This is a genomic window from Duganella sp. HH101 (assembly GCF_001758795.1).
In the GTDB taxonomy this organism is placed as follows: domain Bacteria; phylum Pseudomonadota; class Gammaproteobacteria; order Burkholderiales; family Burkholderiaceae_D; genus Rugamonas; species Rugamonas rivuli.
The window spans coordinates 41,768-64,442 of record NZ_LRON01000008.1 but is presented as its reverse complement, the minus strand read 5'-3'; the positions used below and the strand labels follow the sequence as shown (position 1 = coordinate 64,442).

At 65.3% G+C, this 22,675-nt stretch carries 24 protein-coding genes; 11 read left to right on the top strand and 13 right to left on the bottom strand.

Annotated features, from left to right (window positions below):
- Positions 1-18: 18 nt before the first annotated feature.
- The 3 genes from DUGA2_RS14605 to DUGA2_RS14595 are packed head-to-tail and all read right to left on the bottom strand — an operon-like array spanning position 19 to position 1,996.
- Complete coding sequence (locus tag DUGA2_RS14605; RefSeq protein ID WP_083296330.1) at positions 19-792, bottom strand: energy transducer TonB; 774 nt, start codon at positions 790-792, stop codon at positions 19-21.
- A gap of 46 nt (positions 793-838) precedes the next feature.
- Positions 839-1,540 carry a cytochrome b/b6 domain-containing protein gene (locus DUGA2_RS14600; protein ID WP_070269919.1) on the bottom strand — a complete coding sequence of 234 codons (702 nt, stop codon included), beginning with the start codon at positions 1,538-1,540 and terminating at the stop codon, positions 839-841.
- 12 nt (positions 1,541-1,552) lie between these two features.
- Positions 1,553-1,996, bottom strand: coding sequence for a rhodanese-like domain-containing protein (locus DUGA2_RS14595; RefSeq protein ID WP_070269918.1), 444 nt, complete (start codon positions 1,994-1,996; stop codon positions 1,553-1,555).
- Positions 1,997-2,354: 358 nt separating this feature from the next.
- Between DUGA2_RS14595 and DUGA2_RS14590 the strand changes: the two genes are divergently transcribed.
- From DUGA2_RS14590 to groL, 11 genes are all read left to right on the top strand, one after another.
- The gene (locus tag DUGA2_RS14590; protein WP_070269916.1) at positions 2,355-5,138 is read left to right on the top strand and encodes a TonB-dependent receptor domain-containing protein; all 2,784 of its coding nucleotides are present in this window, start codon (positions 2,355-2,357) and stop codon (positions 5,136-5,138) included.
- A 193-nt stretch (positions 5,139-5,331) separates the two neighbouring features.
- Positions 5,332-7,641, top strand: a complete 2,310-nt coding sequence (locus DUGA2_RS14585) for a DUF1549 and DUF1553 domain-containing protein (RefSeq protein ID WP_070269914.1) — start codon at positions 5,332-5,334, stop codon at positions 7,639-7,641.
- Between the two features lie 22 nt (positions 7,642-7,663).
- Positions 7,664-9,109 carry a DUF1501 domain-containing protein gene (locus DUGA2_RS14580; RefSeq protein WP_070269912.1) on the top strand — a complete coding sequence of 482 codons (1,446 nt, stop codon included), beginning with the start codon at positions 7,664-7,666 and terminating at the stop codon, positions 9,107-9,109.
- 14 nt (positions 9,110-9,123) lie between these two features.
- Positions 9,124-9,531 (top strand): CHRD domain-containing protein, encoded by a 408-nt coding sequence (locus tag DUGA2_RS14575; RefSeq protein ID WP_070269910.1) that lies wholly within the window; start codon positions 9,124-9,126, stop codon positions 9,529-9,531.
- Between the two features lie 12 nt (positions 9,532-9,543).
- Positions 9,544-9,921 carry a hypothetical protein gene (locus DUGA2_RS14570; protein ID WP_008446168.1) on the top strand — a complete coding sequence of 126 codons (378 nt, stop codon included), beginning with the start codon at positions 9,544-9,546 and terminating at the stop codon, positions 9,919-9,921.
- A 90-nt stretch (positions 9,922-10,011) separates the two neighbouring features.
- Entirely contained in the window at positions 10,012-10,581 is a 570-nt protein-coding gene (locus DUGA2_RS14565; RefSeq protein WP_229214691.1) for a c-type cytochrome, read from the top strand.
- A gap of 25 nt (positions 10,582-10,606) precedes the next feature.
- Positions 10,607-11,197, top strand: a complete 591-nt coding sequence (locus DUGA2_RS14560; RefSeq protein WP_070269908.1) for a peroxiredoxin — start codon at positions 10,607-10,609, stop codon at positions 11,195-11,197.
- An 11-nt stretch (positions 11,198-11,208) separates the two neighbouring features.
- Complete coding sequence (locus tag DUGA2_RS14555) at positions 11,209-12,219, top strand: SMP-30/gluconolactonase/LRE family protein (protein WP_070269906.1); 1,011 nt, start codon at positions 11,209-11,211, stop codon at positions 12,217-12,219.
- Positions 12,220-12,252: 33 nt separating this feature from the next.
- Complete coding sequence (locus DUGA2_RS14550) at positions 12,253-12,732, top strand: cytochrome c (RefSeq protein ID WP_070269905.1); 480 nt, start codon at positions 12,253-12,255, stop codon at positions 12,730-12,732.
- A 2-nt stretch (positions 12,733-12,734) separates the two neighbouring features.
- On the top strand, positions 12,735-13,475 hold the full coding sequence (locus DUGA2_RS14545) for a lectin (RefSeq protein WP_141753279.1): 741 nt from the start codon (positions 12,735-12,737) through the stop codon (positions 13,473-13,475).
- On the top strand, positions 13,475-15,100 hold the full coding sequence (gene groL, locus DUGA2_RS14540) for a chaperonin GroEL (protein WP_070269903.1): 1,626 nt from the start codon (positions 13,475-13,477) through the stop codon (positions 15,098-15,100). Before DUGA2_RS14545 ends, groL begins: the two co-directional genes overlap by 1 nt.
- Positions 15,101-15,125: 25 nt before the next feature.
- Here the strand turns inward: groL and DUGA2_RS14535 are convergent, their stop codons facing one another.
- The 10 genes from DUGA2_RS14535 to DUGA2_RS14490 are packed head-to-tail and all read right to left on the bottom strand — an operon-like array spanning position 15,126 to position 22,602.
- Positions 15,126-15,824 carry a tetratricopeptide repeat protein gene (locus DUGA2_RS14535; protein WP_070269901.1) on the bottom strand — a complete coding sequence of 233 codons (699 nt, stop codon included), beginning with the start codon at positions 15,822-15,824 and terminating at the stop codon, positions 15,126-15,128.
- The gene (locus DUGA2_RS14530; protein ID WP_070269899.1) at positions 15,821-16,237 is read right to left on the bottom strand and encodes a cytochrome c-type biogenesis protein; all 417 of its coding nucleotides are present in this window, start codon (positions 16,235-16,237) and stop codon (positions 15,821-15,823) included. The genes DUGA2_RS14535 and DUGA2_RS14530 overlap by 4 nt, the downstream gene beginning before the upstream one ends.
- A complete protein-coding gene (locus DUGA2_RS14525; RefSeq protein ID WP_008446148.1) occupies positions 16,230-16,757 on the bottom strand; it encodes a DsbE family thiol:disulfide interchange protein in 528 nt (175 codons plus the stop codon). The genes DUGA2_RS14530 and DUGA2_RS14525 overlap by 8 nt, the downstream gene beginning before the upstream one ends.
- Positions 16,754-18,742 (bottom strand): heme lyase CcmF/NrfE family subunit, encoded by a 1,989-nt coding sequence (locus DUGA2_RS14520; RefSeq protein WP_070269896.1) that lies wholly within the window; start codon positions 18,740-18,742, stop codon positions 16,754-16,756. Before DUGA2_RS14520 ends, DUGA2_RS14525 begins: the two co-directional genes overlap by 4 nt.
- Positions 18,739-19,182: a cytochrome c maturation protein CcmE gene (ccmE, locus tag DUGA2_RS14515; protein ID WP_070269894.1), complete on the bottom strand. Its 444-nt coding sequence runs from the start codon at positions 19,180-19,182 to the stop codon at positions 18,739-18,741. The genes DUGA2_RS14520 and ccmE overlap by 4 nt, the downstream gene beginning before the upstream one ends.
- Complete coding sequence (ccmD, locus tag DUGA2_RS14510) at positions 19,179-19,355, bottom strand: heme exporter protein CcmD (RefSeq protein ID WP_070269892.1); 177 nt, start codon at positions 19,353-19,355, stop codon at positions 19,179-19,181. The genes ccmE and ccmD overlap by 4 nt, the downstream gene beginning before the upstream one ends.
- The gene (ccmC, locus tag DUGA2_RS14505) at positions 19,352-20,128 is read right to left on the bottom strand and encodes a heme ABC transporter permease CcmC (protein WP_070270249.1); all 777 of its coding nucleotides are present in this window, start codon (positions 20,126-20,128) and stop codon (positions 19,352-19,354) included. The genes ccmD and ccmC overlap by 4 nt, the downstream gene beginning before the upstream one ends.
- A 28-nt stretch (positions 20,129-20,156) precedes the next feature.
- Positions 20,157-20,825 carry a heme exporter protein CcmB gene (ccmB, locus tag DUGA2_RS14500; protein ID WP_070269890.1) on the bottom strand — a complete coding sequence of 223 codons (669 nt, stop codon included), beginning with the start codon at positions 20,823-20,825 and terminating at the stop codon, positions 20,157-20,159.
- Entirely contained in the window at positions 20,819-21,469 is a 651-nt protein-coding gene (gene ccmA, locus DUGA2_RS14495) for a cytochrome c biogenesis heme-transporting ATPase CcmA (protein ID WP_070269888.1), read from the bottom strand. Before ccmA ends, ccmB begins: the two co-directional genes overlap by 7 nt.
- A complete protein-coding gene (locus DUGA2_RS14490) occupies positions 21,469-22,602 on the bottom strand; it encodes a sigma-54-dependent Fis family transcriptional regulator (RefSeq protein WP_083296328.1) in 1,134 nt (377 codons plus the stop codon). The genes ccmA and DUGA2_RS14490 overlap by 1 nt, the downstream gene beginning before the upstream one ends.
- Between the last annotated feature and the right edge of the window lie 73 nt (positions 22,603-22,675).

Genomic DNA, 22,675 nt, shown 5'->3' with positions numbered 1-22,675 from the left:
TCTCAGTATAAAAAGGGATTAGGAAAGTTTGAAATTCAGTGGAACCTTGACCCAGCCGTCTATCGGCGTCTGGCCCCGTTTGGCCGGATCGAAGGACCAGGCCAGCACCGCCTTGACGGCGGCATCGTCGAGGATCTTGTGGCCGCTGGATTTGTCGACGGCGACGTTATCCGGCTTGCCGGATGCGAGTACGTGCACCTTCAACACCACGTTCCCCTGCAGGCCGCGGTCCTGCGCAAGGGCGGGATAGTCGGGCGCCGGGTTGCTGCGGTAGCCTGCGTAGCCACGCGGCTCGGTCACGGGTTCCGGTGGCGGCGGCGGTGCGGGTGCGGCGGCGACCGGGGCAGGCGGCGCCGGTGTCGCCACCTGCACGGTGTTGGCGCTCGGCGGGCCATCGTCCACAGGCGCCTGTGCCACCACCGGCACTTGCGGCGGCGCTTTTGCCGGGGCTGGCGCAACCTTGGCCACCTGCGGCTGCACCTTCGGAGGTTCAGGCGGCGGTGGAGGCGGCGGCGCGAACTCAATCGCCAGCGGCTCGGCCGCTTTCGGCGGCAGCGGATCGATCTGGCCGCCCTGTTGGAAGGCGACGATCACGCCGGCATGCAGCACCACCGCCAACCCGACCACGGCAGCCAGGCCGCGCCTGTTGCCCTTGCCGGCGATAGTGCCGGCCTGCGGGATCGCCACGCTGACCGGCAACGCAGCCTGCACCACCGGCGCGGGCCTTGCCTGCCGCCGGACAGCTGCGCGGCGCGGCGAATAGTTGATACTCTCAAAAGTCATTGCGGTCATGGTGTAGCCCTCTCGATTGTGTAACTGATTTCATTCAAAACGCTGTTCACCAGCGAACAGCCCCGTCGGCGCAAGCCACCACCGCGGCAGCGAAGGCGACCGACAGCAGCAGCGCCGTCCAGCTGCCCTTGGCCGCCGAGGTGCCGGTGCGCACTTCCTTCCATCCTGTGACCATCGGCTTGACCAGGTTGTCCTTCTTGAGGAACAGGTAGACCAGGATCGCCACGATATGCAAGGCCATCACCGCCAGCAGCACGTAGGCCAACTGCTTGTGCAGGCCGGTGAGACGATTCGCCAGCCCCTCCTCCACCAGCGCAAACAGCGGCCCTGTGAAGGAGATTTCGTCGTTGCCGAACAAGCCCGTCGTCGCCTGTACCGCCAGCAGTCCAAGCAGCGCAAACACCGACAACGCGCCCAGCGGGTTGTGGCCCTGCCCCTTCCAGCGGCCGCGCAGATAGGCGCGCAGGCTGGAGGCGGTCGGCAGGAAGTTGAGGAAGCGTGCGTGCGTCGACCCGGCAAAACCCCACGCCAGCCGGAACGCCACCAGGCCAAGTATCGCCAGCCCGGCCTTGCCATGGACTTCCATCCAGTCGCCGCCGATCTCGCCGCTGACGATGGCGACCGTCACGGCCAGCACCAGCGACCAGTGGAACACGCGCGTCGGCAGATCCCACACCAGGATGCGGCGGCGCGTTGGCACGGCTGCCGCCGCCGGCTGCAACTCCTCATAGGTAGCGCGCTGGTTCATGATGCGGCTTGCTTAGTTAGGCGCTGCGGCGGCGACCTGCTTGGCCGGCGGCGCGATGCGAACGATCTTTCCACCCTGCGACTCGTAGTCCTCCGAGCCGGTGGCCCCGGCCACCTTGTAGCCCTTGGCCGTCAGCAGGTCGCCCACGGCGCCGGCACGGTGCGCGTGGTTGGAGACGGTGACGATGACGCGGTCCTTCGGTATATATGCCAGCTGGTTTTCAACATCCTTGGCCTGAATGTTCAGGAACACAGGGAAGCTGCCCTTGGCGGTGACTTCGTCCGGGCGGCGCACGTCCAGCACCACCAGCTTTTCCGGCTTGGTCAGCAGCGCGTCGACTTCGGCGCGTTCCAGCTGCTTGGTCTTGTAGGTCCAAGGCTGCGGCGCTTGCTGCGCCCATGCGGATACGGTGGCGGTCAGCGCCAGGGCCAGTGCGGCGATACGGAATGTCTTCATGGTGTCGTTGCCTTCAAAGTGGATGAGTGGGATTCCTCACCGGTCACTTCTGCAACTATCGTGCCAAACCTGCCGATGGCGCGCAAAGCCTGTATTCATGGGCATTGTTGGATTTTCGGCTGCGGCGCATGTGCTGTCAGAGCACCACTTAGCGAAACAGGGCTGCTGCGAAATCAACAGCCCACTCGAAGCGCCGACTGCACCTTCGAATCGTGACGAAAAGGCGCACAAGCAGCCGGATACTCATGCTTAAACATATGCATTAATTGTATAAACGATTTCTGCGCGATGGCACGCTACTTGCGAAATGGAGGTCAATACCACCGTCAACATCAGTCACCATCAGGAGAGCATAGTAATGAGCAAAGCGCATAAGGCCTTACCCAACCACTTCCGAGCGGCGCCGCTGGCGGCCGCAGTCGTTACCGCGCTTGGGCTGCTGTCGTCAGGAACCCTGCACGCCGCCGATACGCCAACCATCGCCGAGCTGCAAGCCGAAATCGCAAGACTCAAGCAGGCATTGGCAGCAAAGGACGGGACTATCGTTTCCGCCCCTCAGCCGGAGCCGGTCGCCATCAGCGCACCAGTCGAAGAGGAACCGCAGGCACTGGGCGCCGTCACCGTTCGCGCCAAAAGAAAAATCGAACTACTGAAAGATGTACCGCTATCGGTTTCCGTCGTCAGCGGCGCGGAGCTCGACCGCGAACTGGCACAGGATCTGAGCGCCATCACCAAGCGTGGCGCCGGCATCCAGTTCAACCAGAACAACACGCGCGGCGCCTCGCTGTCGATACGCGGCCTGGGCAAACGCTCCTTCACCGAAACGCAAGACCCCAGCGTCGGCATGGTGGTCGACGGCGTCAGCTACGGCCTGTCGCAACTGGCCAACTTCGATTTCTACGACATCGATTCGGTCGATGTCACGCGCGGCCCGCAAGGCACATTGGGCGGCAAGGGCGCCAGCTCCGGCGTCGTCAGCATCAACACCAAAAGGCCGTCGTTCTACCCGAGCGCCGACTACCAGATCACCTACGGCCAGCGCGACACGCTGATCGCTAAAGCCAATCTGGGCGGCCCGATCATCGAAGACCTGCTGGCATGGCGCAGCTCCTTCCTCGTCGACCGCAGCCGGGGCTACTACGTCAACAACTTCGACAGCAACTACAGCCTGTATAACAAGAACCGCGTCAGCGGCCGCACGCAGTTCCTGTTCACACCCAGCGCGGATTTCAATGCGCGCGTCAGCTTCGACCTGGAACCGCACGCACCACAGGTGCAGAATGGCCTGACCTTCTACAAGGACCAGCCGGACCGCTTTGCCGACGGCTCGCTCACCGACCCTAGCGGCACCACGGCGCGCGCCAAGCTGGCCGGATACACCGCCGCCACCGGCGCCTTCACGCCGGGCCGCGCATGGTTTGCCGGCCGCGATTTCAACGGTTCGCCCTACACCTACGACAAGAACTACATCGGCGACAACAACCTGAACTTCAACGAGAACCAGGGCCAGACGGTCCACAACAAGGGCGGCCAGATCGACCTGACCTGGAACCTGGCCAATCACACGCTGAGCTCCGTCACCGCCACCCGTAAATACACCTTCGACGCCCACAACGACGAAGGTACGCCGTTCGACATCAACCGCAACGGCGGCGGCGGCGTCGATTACCAGCAGTTCAGCCAGGAGCTCAAGCTGAAGTCCAAGCCGGGCGGATCGTTCGACTACGTGGCCGGCCTGTTCTACCTGAAGACGGAGGATGACATCGCAGCGAAAACCGGCTGGGGTTCGGATGCCGGCGCATGGTTTGCCACCACCGCGCAGTACAACACGCTGGACCGACTGGCGGGCGCCAACCGCGGCGCGGGCCTGGCGCTGCTGAAGGATACGCTGGACGATGCAGTCACCAGGGGCGACACCATCGTCAACACCAAGAGCACCGCCATCTACGGCAACGCCACCTGGCGCGCGACCGACGCCATCAGCCTTAACGGCGGCTTGCGGCTGACGCACGAGAACCGCACCACCACCGACGTCAAACTGCTGACCGCCAACGGCGCCGGCGCCGCGCTCAATCCGGTCGCGGTGCGCGGCGTATCGCTGGGTGGCTTCAACTCCACCGCCACCGGTGCGCTCGCCGCCGGCAACAGCGCGGCGCAGGCTGCGCTGGCGGACGCGGTGGCCAGCCGCTACTTCGGCGCCGCCTCGTATGGCGCGCTGACCGCCGCACAACAGGCGCAGGTGGCTGCTGCCAAGGCGCTGCGCGCCGGCCAGATCGGTCAACTCATCGGCGGCATCACCAGCCACTACGACGATAACCTGGTGACGGCCACGCTGGCGCCGAGCTACCGCTTCAACGACAACATCACCGGCTACACCTCTTGGCAGTATGGCGAAAAGTCCGGCTCCGCGCTCAACGTCAACGGCCTGTCCGCCAACGTGCGGCCCGAGAAAACCAACGCGTTCGAAGTGGGCCTGAAATCGAGCCTGCTGAACAACACGTTGATACTCAACGCCGACCTGTTCCAGATGAACATCCGCGACTACCAGTCGACGGTACGTGTGGTGGACGACTTCACCACGCAAACCAATATCGCCAACGGCCAGGCCAATCCGACCGCCTACGTGACGGCGCAGGGCAATGTGCCCAAGGTGCGGGCGCGCGGGCTGGAGCTGGATGCGGTCTACTCCGGCATCCAGAACCTCAGCATCCGCGTGGCCGGCGCCTATACGGACGCGCGCTACATCAGCTTCCCGCTGGCCGCCAAACCGGACGAGCAAGCCTACCTGACAGCACCCTACGTCGACCAGAGCGGCCTGACGCTGCCGGGCGTGGCCAAGTGGACCGGCAACGTCGGCGCCGAGTACCGCATACCCGTATGGGCCAACAAGCAGTTCCACGCCAGCTTCAATACCGCCTTCACCAGCCGCTATAACAACACGGACACGCTATCCGACTACGGCTACGTGCCTGGGAACGCCATCACCGACATCGCCATCGGCCTCACCACCAAGGCCGGTTTCGACGTCAGCCTGATCGTGAAGAACGCCACCGACAACCGCAAGCACGAACCGGCATGGACCAGCTATTCGCCGAATCCGTATCCGCGCTGGTTTGGCCTGAGCTTCAGCGGCAAGCTGTAATCGCAGCAGCGGCCTGCTGGATATTCAACAGCAGGCCGCTGCAACTGACCGCGCGGCAGCAGGCGCTCCTGCTGCCCGCAGAAGAATTCCCAGTTAAATCAAGTACATGAGTGTCAGGCGACTGCTGGTCCGATAGTTGCTATCTAAAGCAGTGATGCCTTATCTCGTCCACGCATACAGAAGGAGCAAGTCAGTGAACAAGCCCGCAATAAAGACGCTATCGATCGCCGTGCTGCTAAGCTTTTCCGCAGTGCTGTCGGCGGCGCCCGACGACACCCCCAAGGCCGCAGCGCCGGCAAACAGCAAGGCCTGGGCATATACAACGCCACAGCAGCCGGCCGCCCCTATCGTTAAACAGAAAAGCTGGGTACGCACACCGGTCGATGCTTTCGTGCTCGCCAAGCTGGAGGAAAAAGGCCTGAAGCCGTCGCCGGACGCAGACCGCGCCACCTTCATCCGCCGCGCCACGCTCGACACCTGGGGCCTGATCCCGACGCCTGAGGAAGTGCGCGCCTTCGTCAACGACAAGTCGCCGGACGCCTACGAGAAGCTGGCGGACCGCCTGCTGTCGTCGCCGCACTACGGCGAACGACAGGCGCGCCGCTGGCTCGACCTGGCGCGCTACGCCGACAGCGCAGGCTTCCAGAACGACACCACCCGTCCAAACAACTACCGCTATCGCGACTACGTCATCACCGGCTTCAACGCCGACAAGCCGTTCGACCGCTTCATCAAGGAGCAGCTGGCAGGCGACGAGCTGTGGCCCGATAGCCAGGAAGCCAAGATCGCCACCGGTTTCCTGGCCGGCTATCCGGACAACTCGAACTCGCGCGACCTGGTGCAGCGTAAATACCAGATCGCCACCGACATGACGGACCTGGTCGGCGAGACCTTCCTGGCCGCCACCGTGGGCTGCGCGCGCTGCCACAACCACAAGGCGGACAAGGTTAGCCAGAAGGAGTACTTCCAGCTGCAGGCCTTCTTCGCCAACACCAGCTTCGACGAAAAAGCCCCCGCCATCAAGGGCGATGCCGAACTGGCGTACGAGAAGCAGCAGACCGCCTACCGCGAAGCGACCAAGGATATCCGCGCGCAGCAGAAGGCCATCCTCGACACCATCCGTACGGTGGCCGTCAAGTACCACAAGGAGCGCTACCTGACCGACAGCCGCGAGGCGATCTTCAAGCCTGAAGCCGAATGGACGGCGATGGACCGCTGGGTGAACTTCCGCCTGAAAACCGTCAGCACCGACCAGGACGTGGTGGCCTATCTGAAACTGACCGCCGAGGACAAGGACAGCGCGGACTACAACCCGGCCAACGTCGACAAATGGAAGCAGTATCAGAAGCTGACTGCCGATCTGAAGAAGTTCGAGAAGCTGAAGCCGGAGAAAGGCAGCCTGACGCTGACCGCCGCCACCGAGCTGGGTCACGCCGACTCGCCGCCGACCTTCGTTCGCTTCGGCGGCGTGCATGAGCGTCCGACCGACGAAGTGCAACCGGCGCTGCCGGTGCTGTGGGCGGGCGCCAACGCCAAGCTGGATATCAAGCCCACCGCAACCTCGTCCGGCCGTCGCACCGCGCTTGCCAACTGGCTTGCCAGCGCCGACAACCCGCTGACGGCGCGCGTGTTCGTCAACCGCGTGTGGAGCCAGTACTTCGCCAACGGCATCGTCGCCTCGGTGGCCGACTTCGGCCGCGCAGGCCAGAAGCCTACGCACCCGGAGCTGCTCGATTACCTGGCGACCGACTTCGTCAAGCAGGGCTGGAGCGTCAAGAAGCTGCATCGCCAGATCCTGCTGTCCAGCGTCTACCGCCAGTCCTCCGGTCAGCGCGACGATGTGCTGAAGGTCGATCCGGACAACAAGCTGCTGGCGGTCTACCCGCGCAAACGCCTGGAAGCCGAAGAGATCCGCGATTCGCTGCTGGCCGCTTCCGGCAAGCTGGAAGACAAGATCGGCGGCCCTGCCGTGTTCCCACCGGTACCAGCCAACTTCAACGCCGGCAACCTGTGGACGCCATCCACCGATCCCGCTGAGCAGAACCGCCGCAGCGTCTACGTGTTCGTACGCCGCAGCGTGCCGTATCCGCTGATGCAGAGTTTCGACCTGGCCGATCCATCGCATGCGCACCACAAGCGCGATGTCACCACCACGCCTTTGCAGGCGCTGACCTTGTTCAACAGCGACGTGGTGTTCGGCTGGTCGCAGGCACTGGCAGGCCGCGTGATCCGCGAGGCCGGCAAGGATGAAACGGCGCAGTTGAACCGTCTGTACGAGATCCTGTTTGCCCGCGCTCCGAACAAGTCCGAGAAGGCGGCGTTGAAGGAATTCCTCGACAAGGAGGAAAAAATCATCCTGGCCAAAAACGCGGACGGCAAGTTTGAAATCGCCGTACCGCTCGGCCTGAAAGAAAACCAGCAGGTGAATCCGGTGCGGGCGGCGGCATTCGTCGACCTGGTGCACGCGGTCTCCAACTCCAACGACTTTGCCTACCGCTTCTAACACTATCTAAAAGGACTGCACCATGAGTATCAATACACGTCGCGACTTCCTGCTTAAATCCGGCCTTGGTATCGGCGCCGGCGCGCTCACCGGCCTGCTGCCTGGCGGCGGCCTGCTGCACGCGGCAACCGCCGCCGAACTGGCGGATCCACTGGCGCCGAAACAGCCCAACTTCCCGGCCAAGGTCAAATCCGTGATCTGGCTGCACATGAACGGCGCCCCGAGCACGCTGGACCTGTTCGACTACAAGCCTGACCTGATCAAGCTGGCGGGCCAGGACGTGCCGGCCTCCTTCCTGAAAGGGATCAAGACCAGCACCCAGGGCGGCGTCGGTAAACTGTATGCGTCCAAGCGCACCTGGAAGCAGCATGGCGACAGCGGTTCGTGGTTCTCGGACCTGGTACCCAACATCGCCACGCAATCCGACAAGATCGCCTTCATCAAATCCAGTGTCACCGTCGGCGCCACGCACGATATCTCGATCCTGAAGCTGAACACCGGCGACCTGAGTCCCGGCCGCCCTTCGCTGGGCGCGTGGGTCAGCTACGCACTGGGTTCGGCCAATCCTGACCTGCCGCCATACGTGGTGCTCTACAACGGCAAGAGTGAGCCTAGCGCCGGTTCAGTCAACTGGAACTCCGGCTTCCTGCCGGCGGTGTACCAAGGCACGGCCTTCCGTCCCGGCCCGTCGCCCATCCTGTACCTGGAACGCCCGGAACTGCGCACCGCGTCGCAGCAACGCGCCTCGCTGGACCTGCTCAAGCGCCTCAACAACGAAGGCGCGGCGCGCTACTCGGCGGACACCGAACTGAAAGCCCGCGTGCGTTCCTACGAACTGGCCGACCGCATGCAGGTCGCCGCGCCGGAAGCCGTGGACCTGGGCAAGGAGAGCGATGCGACCAAGGAGCTGTATGGCCTGAACGACGAGACCAGCGCAAGCTACGGCACCACGCTGCTGCGCGCCCGCCGTCTGGTGGAACGCGGCGTGCGCTTCATCCAGGTGGTATCCGGCGCACCCGATGGCCAGACCGAGATCACCAGCTGGGATGCGCACAGCGATCTGGAAAAAAACCACAGCGTCAACGCCCGCATGATCGACAAGCCTATCGCCGGCCTGCTGGCCGACCTGGAGTCGCGTGGCCTGCTGGATTCGACGCTGGTGGTGTGGACTTCGGAATTCGGTCGCACCTCCTACGGCCAAAGCGGCAATGGCCGCGATCACAACCCATGGGGCTACACACAGTGGGTGGCGGGCGGCGGCATCAAAGCCGGTAGCACCTACGGCGCGACCGACGAAATCGGCCTGCAGGTGGCGGACAAGGACAAGGCTGTCGACACCTACGACCTGCACGCGACGGTGCTGCAACTGCTGGGCCTCGACCACCTGAAAACCACCTTCCTCAACAACGGCCGCTCGGAACGCCCGACCGTCGTGTATGGAAAAGTCATCAAAGAACTGATTGCCTGATCAAGGAACCGAACATGAAAAAATACAGCATCGTCCTCCTCCTGACCATGGCCGCCGCTGCGGCCTACGCGGGCGACACCAAAGTAAGCCTTACCGGCGCTGAGGAAACGCCGGCCGTCGCCACCAACGCCAGCGGCGCGGGCACCATCACCGTGGGCAGCGGCGCCGAGCACGCGGTCAGCGGCAGCATCACCACCAAGGAGGTCCAGGCCACCGCCGCCCACATCCATCAGGGGGCGGCGGGCAAGAGCGGGCCACCGGTGATCACGTTGACTAAAACCGGCGACAACACCTGGTCCGTGCCGGCCGGCGCTACGCTCAACGACGAGCAGTACGCCAGCTACCTGGCCGGCAACCTGTACATCAACGTCCACAGCGCCGACCATCGGCCGGGCGAGATTCGCGGCCAGCTGCGTCCTTAAGAACAGGCCTCCATGCGTAAAGTCATTTTGCTGTTTGCAGTCTCGATGGCGCTGTCGGCCGGGGTCCGGTCGGCTGAAGAGCTGAGTGTGGACCTGATGCAGTCCATCGAGGATACCAACAAAAGCCTGTCGTCGAATATCGCGTTGAGTAACAAACAGGCCGCCACGGCGGATGCGAAGGAACTGACGCAGATGTTCGCGCAGGTCGAAACCTTCTTCGACCACAAGGGCGATGCAAAGAACGCGGTGGACCTGGCGCGGCAAAGCAAGGAGCTGTCGACTGAAATCGTCGGCTTCGTGGCGGTGAATAATTTTGAATCGGCCACCACGGCCGCCACCAACTTGTCGCGCACCTGCCGCACCTGCCACACTTTTTACAAGAAGGAGTAGCGTATTCGCAGAGTTTTACAAACGGCCGCGCTGGCGTGGCTGCTGCTGGCGCAGCTGCCCGCCTCCGCCGCGCCGCGGGGCGATCCGGTAGTGGGCAGGGAAAAGGCGGACTCCGAGCGCTGCCTTGAATGCCACGGCGGCAGCGGCGAAGGCCAGGGCTTCAGCGTAGGCACGGACGGCAAGTTCGCCAAGTTGGCCGGCCAGCATCCGGAGTACATCATCAAGCAGATACAGGATTTCCGCAGCGGTAAACGCAAGCATGAATTCATGAAGATGATGGCCACCGGGATCAGCGACGCCGACCTGGCCGACATCGCCGCCTACTTCGCCACGCTGCCGCCGATGCCGGCCGCCGCCAAGTCGGCGCAGGCGCATCAGCAGGCCACCGCCCCGCTGTCGCATGCGCAGCAGCTGTACGCACGAGGCGATCCGGCGCGCAAGCTGCCCGCCTGCACCAGCTGCCACGGCGAAAACGGTAAAGGCACGGCAGGCGTCGGCCCGGTCATCGGCGGCCAGGGCCAACGCTACCTGGAGCAGCAACTGCACGACTGGCGCAGCGGGAGCCGCAAAAACAGCGCCGGCGGCGTGATGAACCAGCTGGCGGCGCCGCTCAGCGACGCCGAGATCGAAGCGCTGGCCCGCTATGTATCCGAGATGTAGACCACTAACCAGAACAGGAGTACCAATGAAACGCATGTTAATCGCTACGCTGCTGGCGGCCGCAGTCGCCCTGCCAGCCACCGCCGCGCTGAAGGAAGGCGACGCCGCTCCCGCATTCAAGGTGCAGGCGTCGCAGGCCGGCAAGGCCTTCGCCTTCTCGCTCAAGGACGCGTTGAAGAAAGGGCCGGTGGTGGTGTACTTCTACCCGTCCGCCTTCACCGGCGGCTGCAACGTCCAGGCGCACACCTTCGCCGTCAACCACGACAAGTTCAGCGCCGCCGGCGCCACGGTGGTCGGCGTTTCGCTGGACAGCATCGTGCGTCTCAACGAGTTCTCGGCCGATCCCAACTACTGCGCTGGAAAATTCCCGGTCGCCGCCGATGTCAACGGCGATATCGCCAAGTCCTACGAACTGGCGATCCGCGAGATCGCCGCCGGCAAGAAGGATACGCGCGGCGTCGAGATCGACCACGCGGCGACCGAACGCACCACCTTCGTCATCACACCGGACGGCAGGATCGCCGCCGCCGTGGGCGGCCTGACGCCGGAAGCCAACGTCGAGAAAGCGCTGGCGGCCGTGCAGCAACTGGCCCAGCGTCCGGCCAAAAAATCTTGAGGAGCACGACGATGAGCAAACGCTATACCACCTGGCGGCCTCACCTCGCAGCACTGGTCGCAACCGGCCTGGCGCTGGTGGCAGCCGACATCACCGCCAACGCGCAGACAGCGGCGGTCCCCACCACCACTCCGGCCATCGCGGGCGTGGTGGCGGCCGGCACGCCGATCGAGCTGATACGCGATGGTTTTACCGGCACCGAAGGGCCGGTAGTGCTGCCTGACGGTAGCCTGATCTTCACCGAGACCACGGCCAACCGCATCACGCGCATCGCCGCCGACGGCAGCACGTCCACCTTCCTCGACAACAGCAACGGCTCGAATGGCCTCGGCTTCAACGCCAGCGGCGATCTGTATGCGGTGCAGGTACTGAAGCCGCGCGTGGGCATCGTCTACCCTCCGTCACATGCGCGCACGTTGGCAGACCAGTTCGAGGGCAAGCCGTTCGGCCGCCCGAACGACCTGGTGGTGGACCGCAAGGGCGGCGTCTACTTTACCGATTCCGGTGCGCCGCCACGTCCGGCGGGCACGCCCGCGCCAGTAGATCAACCGGTGGTGGCCAAGCCCGCCGTTTACCACATCACACCATCGGGCGAGCTGCAACGCATCGCCGCCGATATCGAACGCCCCAACGGCATCCAGCTGAGTCCAGACGAGAAGGTGCTGTACGTCGCCAACACCGCCGGAGAGCACGTGCTGGCCTACGACATCGCCGCCGACGGCAGCATCGGCCCGCGCCGCAACTTCGCGCGCCTGGAAGGCTGGCGCAAGACGGACACTGGCAACAGCAGCGGCGCCGATGGCCTGGCCGTCGACGACAGCGGCAGGCTGTATGTGGCCTCCACCGCCGGCATCCAGGTCTTCTCCAGCAAGGGCGAGGCGCTGGGTGTGGTGGCGCTGCCGAAAGCTCCACAGAACCTGGCCTTCGCCGGGCCGGACAAGAAGACTCTCTATGTGGTCGGACGCGGCGCGGCCTACAAGATCGCCTTGCTGGCAGAGGGCTATGGCGGACGCGCCAAGTAACGCTTTTCTTTTCAACTCTACGACGGAAAACAGATGAAACAAGGACTCAAGAAGGTACTTATCTCAACGCTGGCGATCACCCTCCTCGCCGGTTCCGCCGGCGTGCTGGCGCAGCAGGCGCCGAAGCCGGAGAACCTCATCAAGTGGCGCCAGTCGGCCTTCCAGCTGGTGGCGTGGAACACTGGCCGTATCAAGGCGTCGGTCGAAGGCCAGTACAACAAGGACGAAGTACAGCGCGCAGCGAACACCATCGCCGCCATCGCCAACTCCGGCCTGGGCGGCCTGTTCGCGGCCGGCACCGAGCAAGGCAAGGGCTGGCACGACACCAGCGCCAAGCCGGAGCTGTTCAAGGACGGCAAACACTTCGCTGAACTCAACGCCAGCTTCGGCAAGGAGGCCACCGAACTGGCCGCCGTGGCGGGTGGCGGCGATGTAGCGGCGATCAAGGCCCAATTCGGCAAGCTGCAGCGCACCTGCAAATCCTGCCACGACGATTTCAAATCCAAAGACTGAACATGACCACGACCATACATAAAGCAGCCCTGATCTGCGGCGCCGTCACGGCGCTGTGCCTCTCCTATGCGGCGTCTGCGCAGACGCCGGCCGCGCCAGCAGCAGCCGCGCCTGCGCAGCCGAACACCGCGCGTTCCACCGATCCGGCCAAGCCGCTAAGCTTCTTCGTCACCAGCGAAGGCCTGGGCAAAGGTGCGGACCTGGGCGGCCTGGCCGGCGCCGACGCGCACTGCCAGAAGCTGGCCGAATCGGTCGGCGCGGGCAAGCAGACCTGGCGCGCCTACCTCAGCACCCAGGCGGCCGACGGCAAGCCTGCGGTCAATGCGCGCGACCGCATCGGCAATGGCCCATGGTTCAACACGCGTGGCGCCGTGGTGGCGCGCGATGTGGCGCACCTGCATGGCGACACGCTCGATGCTGCGCGCCTCGGCAACAACCTGACGCGCACCACTGTCTTCACCGAGAAGAACGAGCCGGTGAAGGGCGCAGGCGACAAGCCGAACGAGCATGACATCATCACCGGCTCGCAGCCGGACGGCCGCGCCTACGCCGATGCCGCCGACCATACGTGTAAAAACTACACCAGCAGCGCCGCCGACGGCTCGGCGCAGCTGGGCCACTTCGACCGCACCGGTGGCGGCAACACGTCCTGGAATGCCGCCCATCCAAGCCGTGGCTGCGGCCAGGCGAACCTGGTCGCCACCGGCGGCGCCGGCCTGCTGTACTGCTTCGCCGCTAACTGATGACGGCGAAAGGTATCGTATTTGGGGACGGCGCCCGCAGGCGCCTGGCTTCCGGCGTCGACGTCCTGGCCAATGCGGTCAGGCTGACGCTGGGGCCCAAGGGCCGCAACGTGGTGCTGGAGCGCGGCCACGCCACGCCGGCACTGACCAAGGATGGCGTCACCGTGGCGCGGGAGATCGATTTTGCCGATCCGTTGCAGAACATGGGCGCGCAGCTGATCAAGGAAGTCGCCGCCCGCACCGGCAGCGATGCGGGCGATGGCACCACCACCGCCACCGTTCTCGCGCAAGCCATCGTGCGCGAGGGCCTGAAGTACGTCACGGCCGGTTTCAGTCCGATAGGGCTGAAACGCGGCATCGACAAGGCGGTGGCCGCCGTCGTGGCTGAATTGACTACGGCCGCCCGTCCGGTCGCCACCAACCAGGCGATCGCGCAGGTGGCCACCATATCCGCCAATGCAGACGCGGTTATCGGCGACTTGATCGCACGCGCCTTCGACCGCGTGGGCAGGGATGGCGTGATTACGGTGGAAGACGGGCCGTCGCTGCAGGACGACCTGACCGTCGCCGAGGGCTTGCAGTTCAAGCGCGGCTACCTGTCGCCCTATTTCATCAGCGACGCGGAACGGCAGGTGGCGGAGCTTGAACGGCCGCTGATACTGCTGGCCGATCAAAAAATCGCCAACGTGCGCGAACTGCTGCCATTGCTTGAACTGGTCGCCACAACCGGCCGGCCGCTGCTGATCGTGGCCGAGGATGTGGAGGGCGAGGCACTGGCCGGCCTGGTGGTCAATCACGCACGGGGTTTGCTGAAGTCGGTGGCGGTGAAGGCGCCGGGTTTCGGCGAACGTCGCCGCGAGAGTCTGGAGGATCTGGCGGCGTTGACCGGCGCCCGTGTGCTGTCCGGCGATAGCGGCTTGACGCTGCAGGCTGTTACGCTGGCCGACCTGGGCACGGCGCGGCGGGTTGAGGTGGGCAAGGAGCACACCATCGTCATCGACGGCGGCGGTCCTGCGGCGGGAATAGCGGCACGCTCGTCGCAGATCAAGGCGCAGATAGCCGACACTTCCGCCGGCTACGACCGCGACAAACTGCATGAGCGCCTGGCCGGCCTGTCCGGCGGTGTCGCGGTGATACGGTTGGGAGCCGCCACCGAGGCCGAACTGTCCGAGAAGAAGGCACGGCTGGAGGATGCGCTGCATGCGACACGCGCTGCCATCGCCGACGGTGTTGTACCGGGAGGCGGTGTGGCGCTGCTGCGCGCAAGGCCGGCTGCGCTGCTTCTGCGCGGCGACAGCGCGGACGAGGATGCGGGCATCGCCATCGTGCTGCGCGCGCTCGAAGAGCCTTTGCGGCAGATCGTCGCCAATGCAGGCGGCCAGCCTGCCGCCGTGCTGGCGCGGGTACTTGATGGCAGCGGGGACTTCGGCTTCGACGCGGCCGATGGCAGCTACGGCGACCTGTTTAAACTGGGTGTGCTTGATCCGGCCAAGGTGACAAAAGCGGCGCTGCAAAACGCGGCGTCGATTGCCGGTCTGCTGTTGACCACCGATGCCGGCATCTACACCATCCCGTTGCCACCGCAGGCGCACGACGACCACCATCATCTCGAGGAAGCGGCCTGACGGCCGCCTGCACAGGCGCGGCGCACTATCGCCGCTGCGCCTGTGCCTCCGCTTGGGCGATGTTCGCCGAGATCGATTTCCCGATATCCGAATCCGCAGGCACCAGCGCCAGTATCTTCTTCCACGGCTTGACGGCGCTTGCATAATCGCCGCGCTCCAGCGCCGCGCTGCCCGATAGCGCCAAGGCCTGGATGTGATTCGGGTCGATCGCCAGCGCACGGGCGATCAGCGCTTCTGGTTCACCGGCCAGCGAGGTATTGAGCGTCATGCCCAGTACGACCGCATAGTCCACCAGCAGTTCCGGAGTGGCCGGCTCCAGCGCCAGCAAATGGCGGTAGGCGTCGGCCGCTTGATCGAAGCGGCGCAGCGTTTCGTACGAGCGCGCCAGCATGCGCCAGCCGTTGGCGTCATTGGGTTCCTTGGCGAGACGCGCAGCCAGCCGGGCCACCATGGCTTCGACCTGTTCAGGACCGACGGCGGCGCCGGGCGATGCGGCGGCCAGCGCCGGTTCCGATGGACGCTCCAGCGCCGCAGGAGTGCCCAGCAACGCATACAGCGACACCGCCAGCAGCGGCACAAACAATCCGACCAGTATCACCGGCCAGCGCTGGCGCGGCAGCTTCACGGGCGCGTCGCCGCCGACTTCGCGGCGCAACAACGGTGGCAGTACAAACAGCAGAGTGCAGGCCAGCATGGCGCCCGCGATCAGGATAAAGCTCGTCATTCCGAATCCTCCATTGCGAAACCGCGTTGCCGCAATTGATACAGTAGCGTCAGCAGGCCGATGGCCAACAGCGCGAATGGTCCCAGCCAAAGCAGCCAGGTATTTGCCTTGAACGGCGGCCGGTACAGCACGAAGTCGCCGTAGCGCTGCACCATGAAATCAATCACATCCTGCTCCGAACGGCCGCGGGCCAGCTGGGTACGTGCTTCCTTCTTCAGATCCAGCGCCAGCTGGGCGTGCGAATCGGCGATGGTCTGGTTCTGGCAGACCAGGCACCGCAGCTGTTCGGCCACGTGCTGAACGCGCAGCTCCAACGCGGCATCGGCCGATGCGTCGGCCGGCGATGGCGCAGCCTGCGCCAGCAAAGACCACACCGCAGCCAGGCATGCCAGACTACGCCGCAGCTCAGGCATGATTAAGCTCCCGTATGATGGGCAGCAGCTTTTCGCGTATCAGTTCGGAGGTCAGCGGCCCGGTGAGCTTCAGGCGTATCTGCCCCTGCTTGTCGATGACGAAGGTCTCCGGCACGCCATACACGCCGAACTCGATGCCGGTCTTGCCATCGCCGTCGAACGCGGACACCTGGTAAGGATTGCCAAACTCCCGCAGCCACTTCTGGCTATCGCCGCGCACATCGTTGTAGTTCAGCCCCACCACCGGCGCGGCCGCCAAGCGCGAGAACTCCAGCAGCGCGGGATGCTCGGCGCGGCAAGGCGCGCACCAGGATGCCCACACGTTCAGCACCCAAACCTTGCCCGCCATGTCCTTCGAATTGAAGGTGCGCCCCGCATCCTCGACCTGCGGCAGCGAGAATGCCGGCGCACGCTTGCCGATCAGCGGCGAGGGTATCTCCTGCGGCTTGAGCCGCAAGCCTATGCCCAGGAAAACCAGCAGTACCGCAAAGCCGCCGAGCGGCAAAATGTATCGTTTCATATGCTCTCCAGATTAAATCGGACTTCGGCGGCGGACGGGGAAACGCTTCCCTGCCGCGCCAGCCGGTAGCGCTTGTCGGATGCTGCCAGCAGGCCGCCGCTGGCGATGATCAGGCAGCCCGCCCAGATCCAGCCGACGAACGGCTTGCTCTGCACACGCACCGCCCACGCGCCATCCTTGCCCGGCTCGCCCAGCGACAAATAGATATCCCGCGTGAAGCCGCGATCAATGGCTGCTTCGGTCATCGGCATCTGCTGCACGGTGTAGTAGCGTTTCTCCGGCCGCAGCACCAGCACCCGGCCGTCCACTCCCTGCACTTCGAAGGTGGCCCGGGCGGCGATGTAGTTCGGTCCGTCGACTTTCTCCAGCGCGGTAAAGCTGTAGCGCCAGCCATTGCTGACGATGCTGTCGCCGACGCGCAAGCTGGCGTCCTCGGACACTTCGCCTCCCTTGACCAGCGTGACGCCGACCACGAACACCGCCACGCCGGCGTGGGCCGCCAGCATGCCCCAGTAGCTCAACGGCTGTTTGCCCAGATGACGGCCAAGCGACACGCCCTCCCCCGCCGCCGCCACGCGCTGGAACAGATGCAGCGCGGTACCAAGCACTATCCACACCGCCAGCATCAAGCTACCCGCAACGGCGGGCGTCAGCTTCCAACCCAGCCAGGCCGCCAGGCCAAACAACAGCGAGGCCTGGCCGATGCGCGACACGCGCGCCAGCACCGGCCGCAGCTCCGCAGTTTTCCATTCGACGAAGGGTGCGGCCGCCATCAGCGCCAGCACCGGCAGCATCAGCGGCACAAACACCGCCTCGAAGTACGGCGCGCCCACCGATATCTTGCCGAGGTCCAGCGCATCCAGCAGCAAGGGATACAAAGTCCCCAGCAGGACCGTGGCGGCCGCCGTCAGCAGCAGCACGTTATTCAACAGTAGCAGCGACTCGCGTGAGAACAGTGCGAACCGGCCGCCCAAGCCCACCGATGGCGCGCGCCACGCGTACAGCGCCAGCGAACCGCCGATGACGATCGCCAGGAAGACCAGGATGAACAGGCCGCGGCGCGGATCGGTGGCAAACGCATGCACCGATGTCAGCACGCCGGAACGCACCAGGAAGGTTCCCAGCAGCGACAGCGAGAACGCGACAATCGCCAGCAGCACCGTCCAGTTCTTGAAACTGCCGCGCTTCTCCGTCACCGCCAACGAATGTATCAGCGCGGTGCCGACCAGCCAGGGCATGAAGGATGCGTTTTCCACCGCATCCCAGAACCACCAGCCGCCCCAACCCAGTTCATAGTAGGCCCAGAAGCTGCCCATGAAGATACCCAGCGTGAGAAAGGCCCACGCCACCAGCGTCCACGGCCGCGACCAGCGCGCCCATGCCGCGTCCAGCTGGCCGCCCAGCAGCGCCGCGATGGCGAACGCGAAGGCCACCGAGAAGCCGACATACCCCATGTACAGCAAGGGCGGATGGATGATCATGCCGAAGTCCTGCAACAGCGGATTGAGATCGCGACCATCGCGTGCGGCCGGCAGCAGGCGGTCGAACGGATTGGATGTGAACAGCATGAACAGCAGGAAGCCGACACTGATCCATGCCATCACGCCCAGCACACGCGCCGTCATCGCCGCCGGCAGGCGGCGGCTGAACACCGCCACCGCCGCCGTCCACCCGGCCAGGATCTGCACCCACAGCAGCAGCGAGCCCTCGTGGCCGCCCCACACGGCCGCCACGCGGTAGTAAATCGGCAGCATCGAGTTGGAATTGGATGCCACGTACGCCACCGAGAAATCGTTGATGGCAAACGCCGCCAGCAGGCAGCCGAAAGCAGCGCTGACAAAGACAAACTGCCCGGCCGCAGCGGGCCGCGCCAGCGCGATCCAGCGCTGGTTGCCACGCCATGCGCCCAGCAGCGGCAAGCTGGCCTGCACCAGCGCCAGGGCCAGTGCGAGCATCAATGCGAAGTTACCCAGTTCGGCGATCATTTGTCCACCTTGGCAGTCTGGCGGCCTTTCTTCAGCGCGTAGGCCGCATCCGGCGGCATGTAGTTTTCATCGTGCTTGGCCAGCACTTCGTCGGCCACGAAGCGGTGGTCGTCGCCCAGCTTCCCCTGCGCGACCACGCCCTTGCCCTCCTTGAACAGGTCCGGCAGGATGCCGCGATAGTGCACCGGCAGGCGCTGAACCGTATCCGTGACGATGAAGCTGACGGTGATGCCGTCGGCTTCGCGTTTCAGGCTGTTCGGTTCGACCATGCCGCCCATGCGGAAGCTCTTGTTGTGCGGCGCTTCGCCCGCCAGCACCTGGCTGGGCGTGAAGAAGAACACCAGGTTTTTCTGGAACGCGGACAGTATCAGCCACGCCGCCACCAGCAACGCGCTCAAGGCGGCGGCCAGCAACGCCAGGCGTTGTTGACGGCGCGTCATGCGCGCGTTCCCGGTGCCTGCGCCGAGCGGGCCGCCTTCAACGCGGCGCGGCGGCGCAGCGCCAATGCGGCCTGCTCCCCCGCCAGCACCAGCGCCACCACGGCGAACGAACCCCACACGTACTTCGCATACCCACCCATCGCGATCAAATCGTTCCAGCTATCCCAAATCATTGCTTCTCCGTGATGTAACGTTGTACCCATTCCGTATGCTGCTCGCGTTCCAGCACGATGGCGCGCAGCCTTTGCAGCGTGGCGGCGATGGCGTAGGCCCACAGCGCCAGCGTCATGATCAGCATCCCCTGCAGCATCAGCGTCGCCATCGTCGGCGCGCTGCGCAGCGATATCGACGAGCCCTGGTGCAGCGTGTTCCACCACTGGACGGAGAAGTAAATCACCGGCACGTTGACCACGCCCACCAGGGCCAGCACCGCGCCGGCACGGTCGGCGCGGCGCGGGTCCGAGATCGCCGACTGCAACGCCATGAAACCGATGTAGAGGAACAGCAGGATCAGCTCCGACGTCAGCCGCGCATCCCACACCCACCATGCGCCCCACGTCGGCTTGCCCCACAGCGCGCCGGTCCACAGCGCCAGGAAGGTGAACAGCGCGCCGGTGGGCGCCAGCGCGCTGGCCATCATCGACGACAGCCGCGTGTTCAGCACCAGGCCGACGGCGGCCCAGAAAGCCATCGCCACGTAGATCAGCATCGACAGCCAGGCCGCAGGTACGTGGACGAAGATGATGCGGTAGGCGTCACCCTGCTGGAAGTCGGTCGGTGCGGCAAACAGGCCGATATACAGGCCGACAGCCGACAGCAGCAACGCGGCGGCCAGCAGCCAGGGTATGGCGCGGCCGGCCAGCGGGAAGAAGGCCTGCGGCGCGGCGTAGCGCAGCCAGCGGCCGGTGCGCGGCGGGCTTGCGTCGGCGGTATAGGTGGTTCGGATACTTAGCACGGTGATGTTCCCTCTTCAGTCATTCCAATGAAATACGCAATGCGGATGCGGTGGCCCACGGCGCCAGCGCGGCGGCGCCGGCCAACAGGCCGCCGAGCAGCAGCAAGTTGGCTTCGGCCGTGCTGCTGCCGGCATCGGCGACTGCCGCGCCGGCGCCGAAGATCAGCACCGGCGCGTACAGCGGCAGCACCAGCAAGGCCACCAGCACGCCGCCGCCCCGCACATCCAAGGTGAGCGCGGCGCCGATGGCGCCCACCAGGCTCAGTGCCGGCGTGCCGACCAGCAGGCTCAAAGCCAGCGACGTTGTCGCCTGTCCGTCCAGGCCAAACTGCAAGGCCAGCAAGGGCGTCAGCAGCACCAGCGGCAAGCCGCTGATGAGCCAATGCGCAGCCACCTTGCCGGCGACGATCAGCACCAGCGGCTCGGACGACAGCAGCATCTGTTCCAGCGTGCCGTCGGCGTGATCGTGGCCGAACAAGCGGTTCAGCGCCAGCGTGCTGGCCAGCAGCGCGGCGACCCACAGCACGCCGGGGCCCAGTGTGCGCAGCAGTTCCGGCTCCGGCCCCACGCCCAGCGGGAACAGGGTGCAGACGATGACGAAGAACGTCAGCGTGCTCAGAATGTCAGTGCGGCGGCGGAAGGCCAGCAGCAGGTCGCGCCGTATCACATGGGCCAGCGCGGTCAGCATGGCAGCAGCCGGTCCAGGTCGAACTGCTCCAGCCTCCGCGCCTGCAAAGCCTGCGCCTGGTGCGTGGTGTAGATCAGCATTCCGCCCGACGCCAGGTGGCGGTTCAGCGTACGGCACAGGGACTGCACCGCCGCCTGGTCCAGCGCGACGAACGGCTCATCGAGCAGCAGCAACGGCGGCAGCGGATCGATCGCCAGCCGCGCCAGCGCGACCCGGCGCCGCTGCCCCTGCGAGAGCGCGCGCGCCGGCAGGTCGGCCGCACCGCCCAGGCCCACGCTGACCAGCGCCACCACGGCCTGCTCACGGCTGCACGCGGTGCCGGACAAGGTACTGGCGGTGGCGACGTTCTCCCAGGCCGACAGGTCGTCCTTGACGGCGCTGGCGTGGCCGCAGTAGATCAGCTGGCGGTGATAGTCTTCGCGCAGCTGCTGGATAGGCCGGCCGTTCCAGCGCACCTCCCCCGCCAGCGGCCGCCCCAGTCCGCACAGCAATCGCAGCAGGCTGGTTTTGCCGCTGCCGTTGCCGCCCTTGAGCCACAAGGCTTCGCCGCTTTGCAGTTCGAAATTCAGATCGCTGAACAGCTGCCGCTCGCCGCGCGCGCAGGCCAGCCGGTGCGCCTGTAGACGCATGGTCGCGGCCCCCATCAATGCTGCAGCAGTTCGCCGTGGCTGGCGGCGCCGCCCACCGCACCCAACTCCCCCGCCGCTTCGAAGCCGATCAGGCCGAAGCGCTTCAGGTGCGTGCGCAGGATGTTGCGGCTGATGCCCAGCACCCGCGCCGTCTGCACCTGGTTGCGGTGGCAGGAGTCGAAGGCGGTGCGCACCACGGCTTCCTCGAAGCGGTCGAACAGGTCCGGCTGGTCGCTGTCTATCATGCTGTTGACCAGCGCAGCAAGCTGCTGCTGGAGGCTGTCCGCACTCGGAGGCGGCGGCGCGGATGGCGCCTGCCGCGCGAGGTGCGTGTGATGGCGGTGCGAGATGCCGGTCAGCTTCAGGTCTTCGGCCTGGATCTGGTTGTCGCGGCAGACGATCAGCGCGAAGTGGATGACGTTTTCCAGCTCGCGGATATTCCCCGGCCACTCGTAGGACAGCAGCGCCACCTTGGCGTCCGACGACAGCGTGACATCCTCCAGTTTCAGCTTGCCGCTGTAGACGTCGATGAAGTGGCGGGCCAGCGGCAGGATGTCGCCGGTGCGTTCGCACAGCGGCGGCAGGTGCACGGTCGCCACGCCGAGGCGGTAGTACAGGTCGGAGCGGAAGCGGTCGGCCGCTATCGCCTTGTGCAGGTCGACGTTGGTGGCCGCCACCAGCCGCACGTTCAACGGTATCGGCTGGCGCGCGCCGAGGCGCACCACCTGCCGCTCCTGCAGCACGCGCAGCAGCTTCACTTGCAGCGCCAGCGACAGGTCGCCGATCTCGTCGAGGAACAGGGTGCCGCCGTTGGCCGCCTCGAACCATCCGGAGCGCGCCTGCGTGGCGCCGGTGAAGGCGCCCACCTCATGGCCGAACAGCTCCGCGTCGATCAGCGTTTCACTGAAGGCGCCGCAGTTGACCGCGACGAAGGGACCGCGCCGTCCGCTCTGGTTGTGGATGTGGCGGGCGATCAGCTCCTTGCCGGTGCCGGTCTCGCCGACGATCAGGGTGGTGGCGTCGCTGCGGGCGATGCGCTCCACCTGCTGCAGCAGCTCCGACGAGCGCGGATCGTGAAATAGCAAGGCCTTGGCGCGGATCGACAAGGTCATCCCGGACTGGTCGGGGAAGGTAAGTAGTTTGTCCACGGCGGTTCCCGTTATTGTTGAAGTGTCATGCCAGATTAAGGATAATTTGTTGCGCCGCACACGAATCATTACG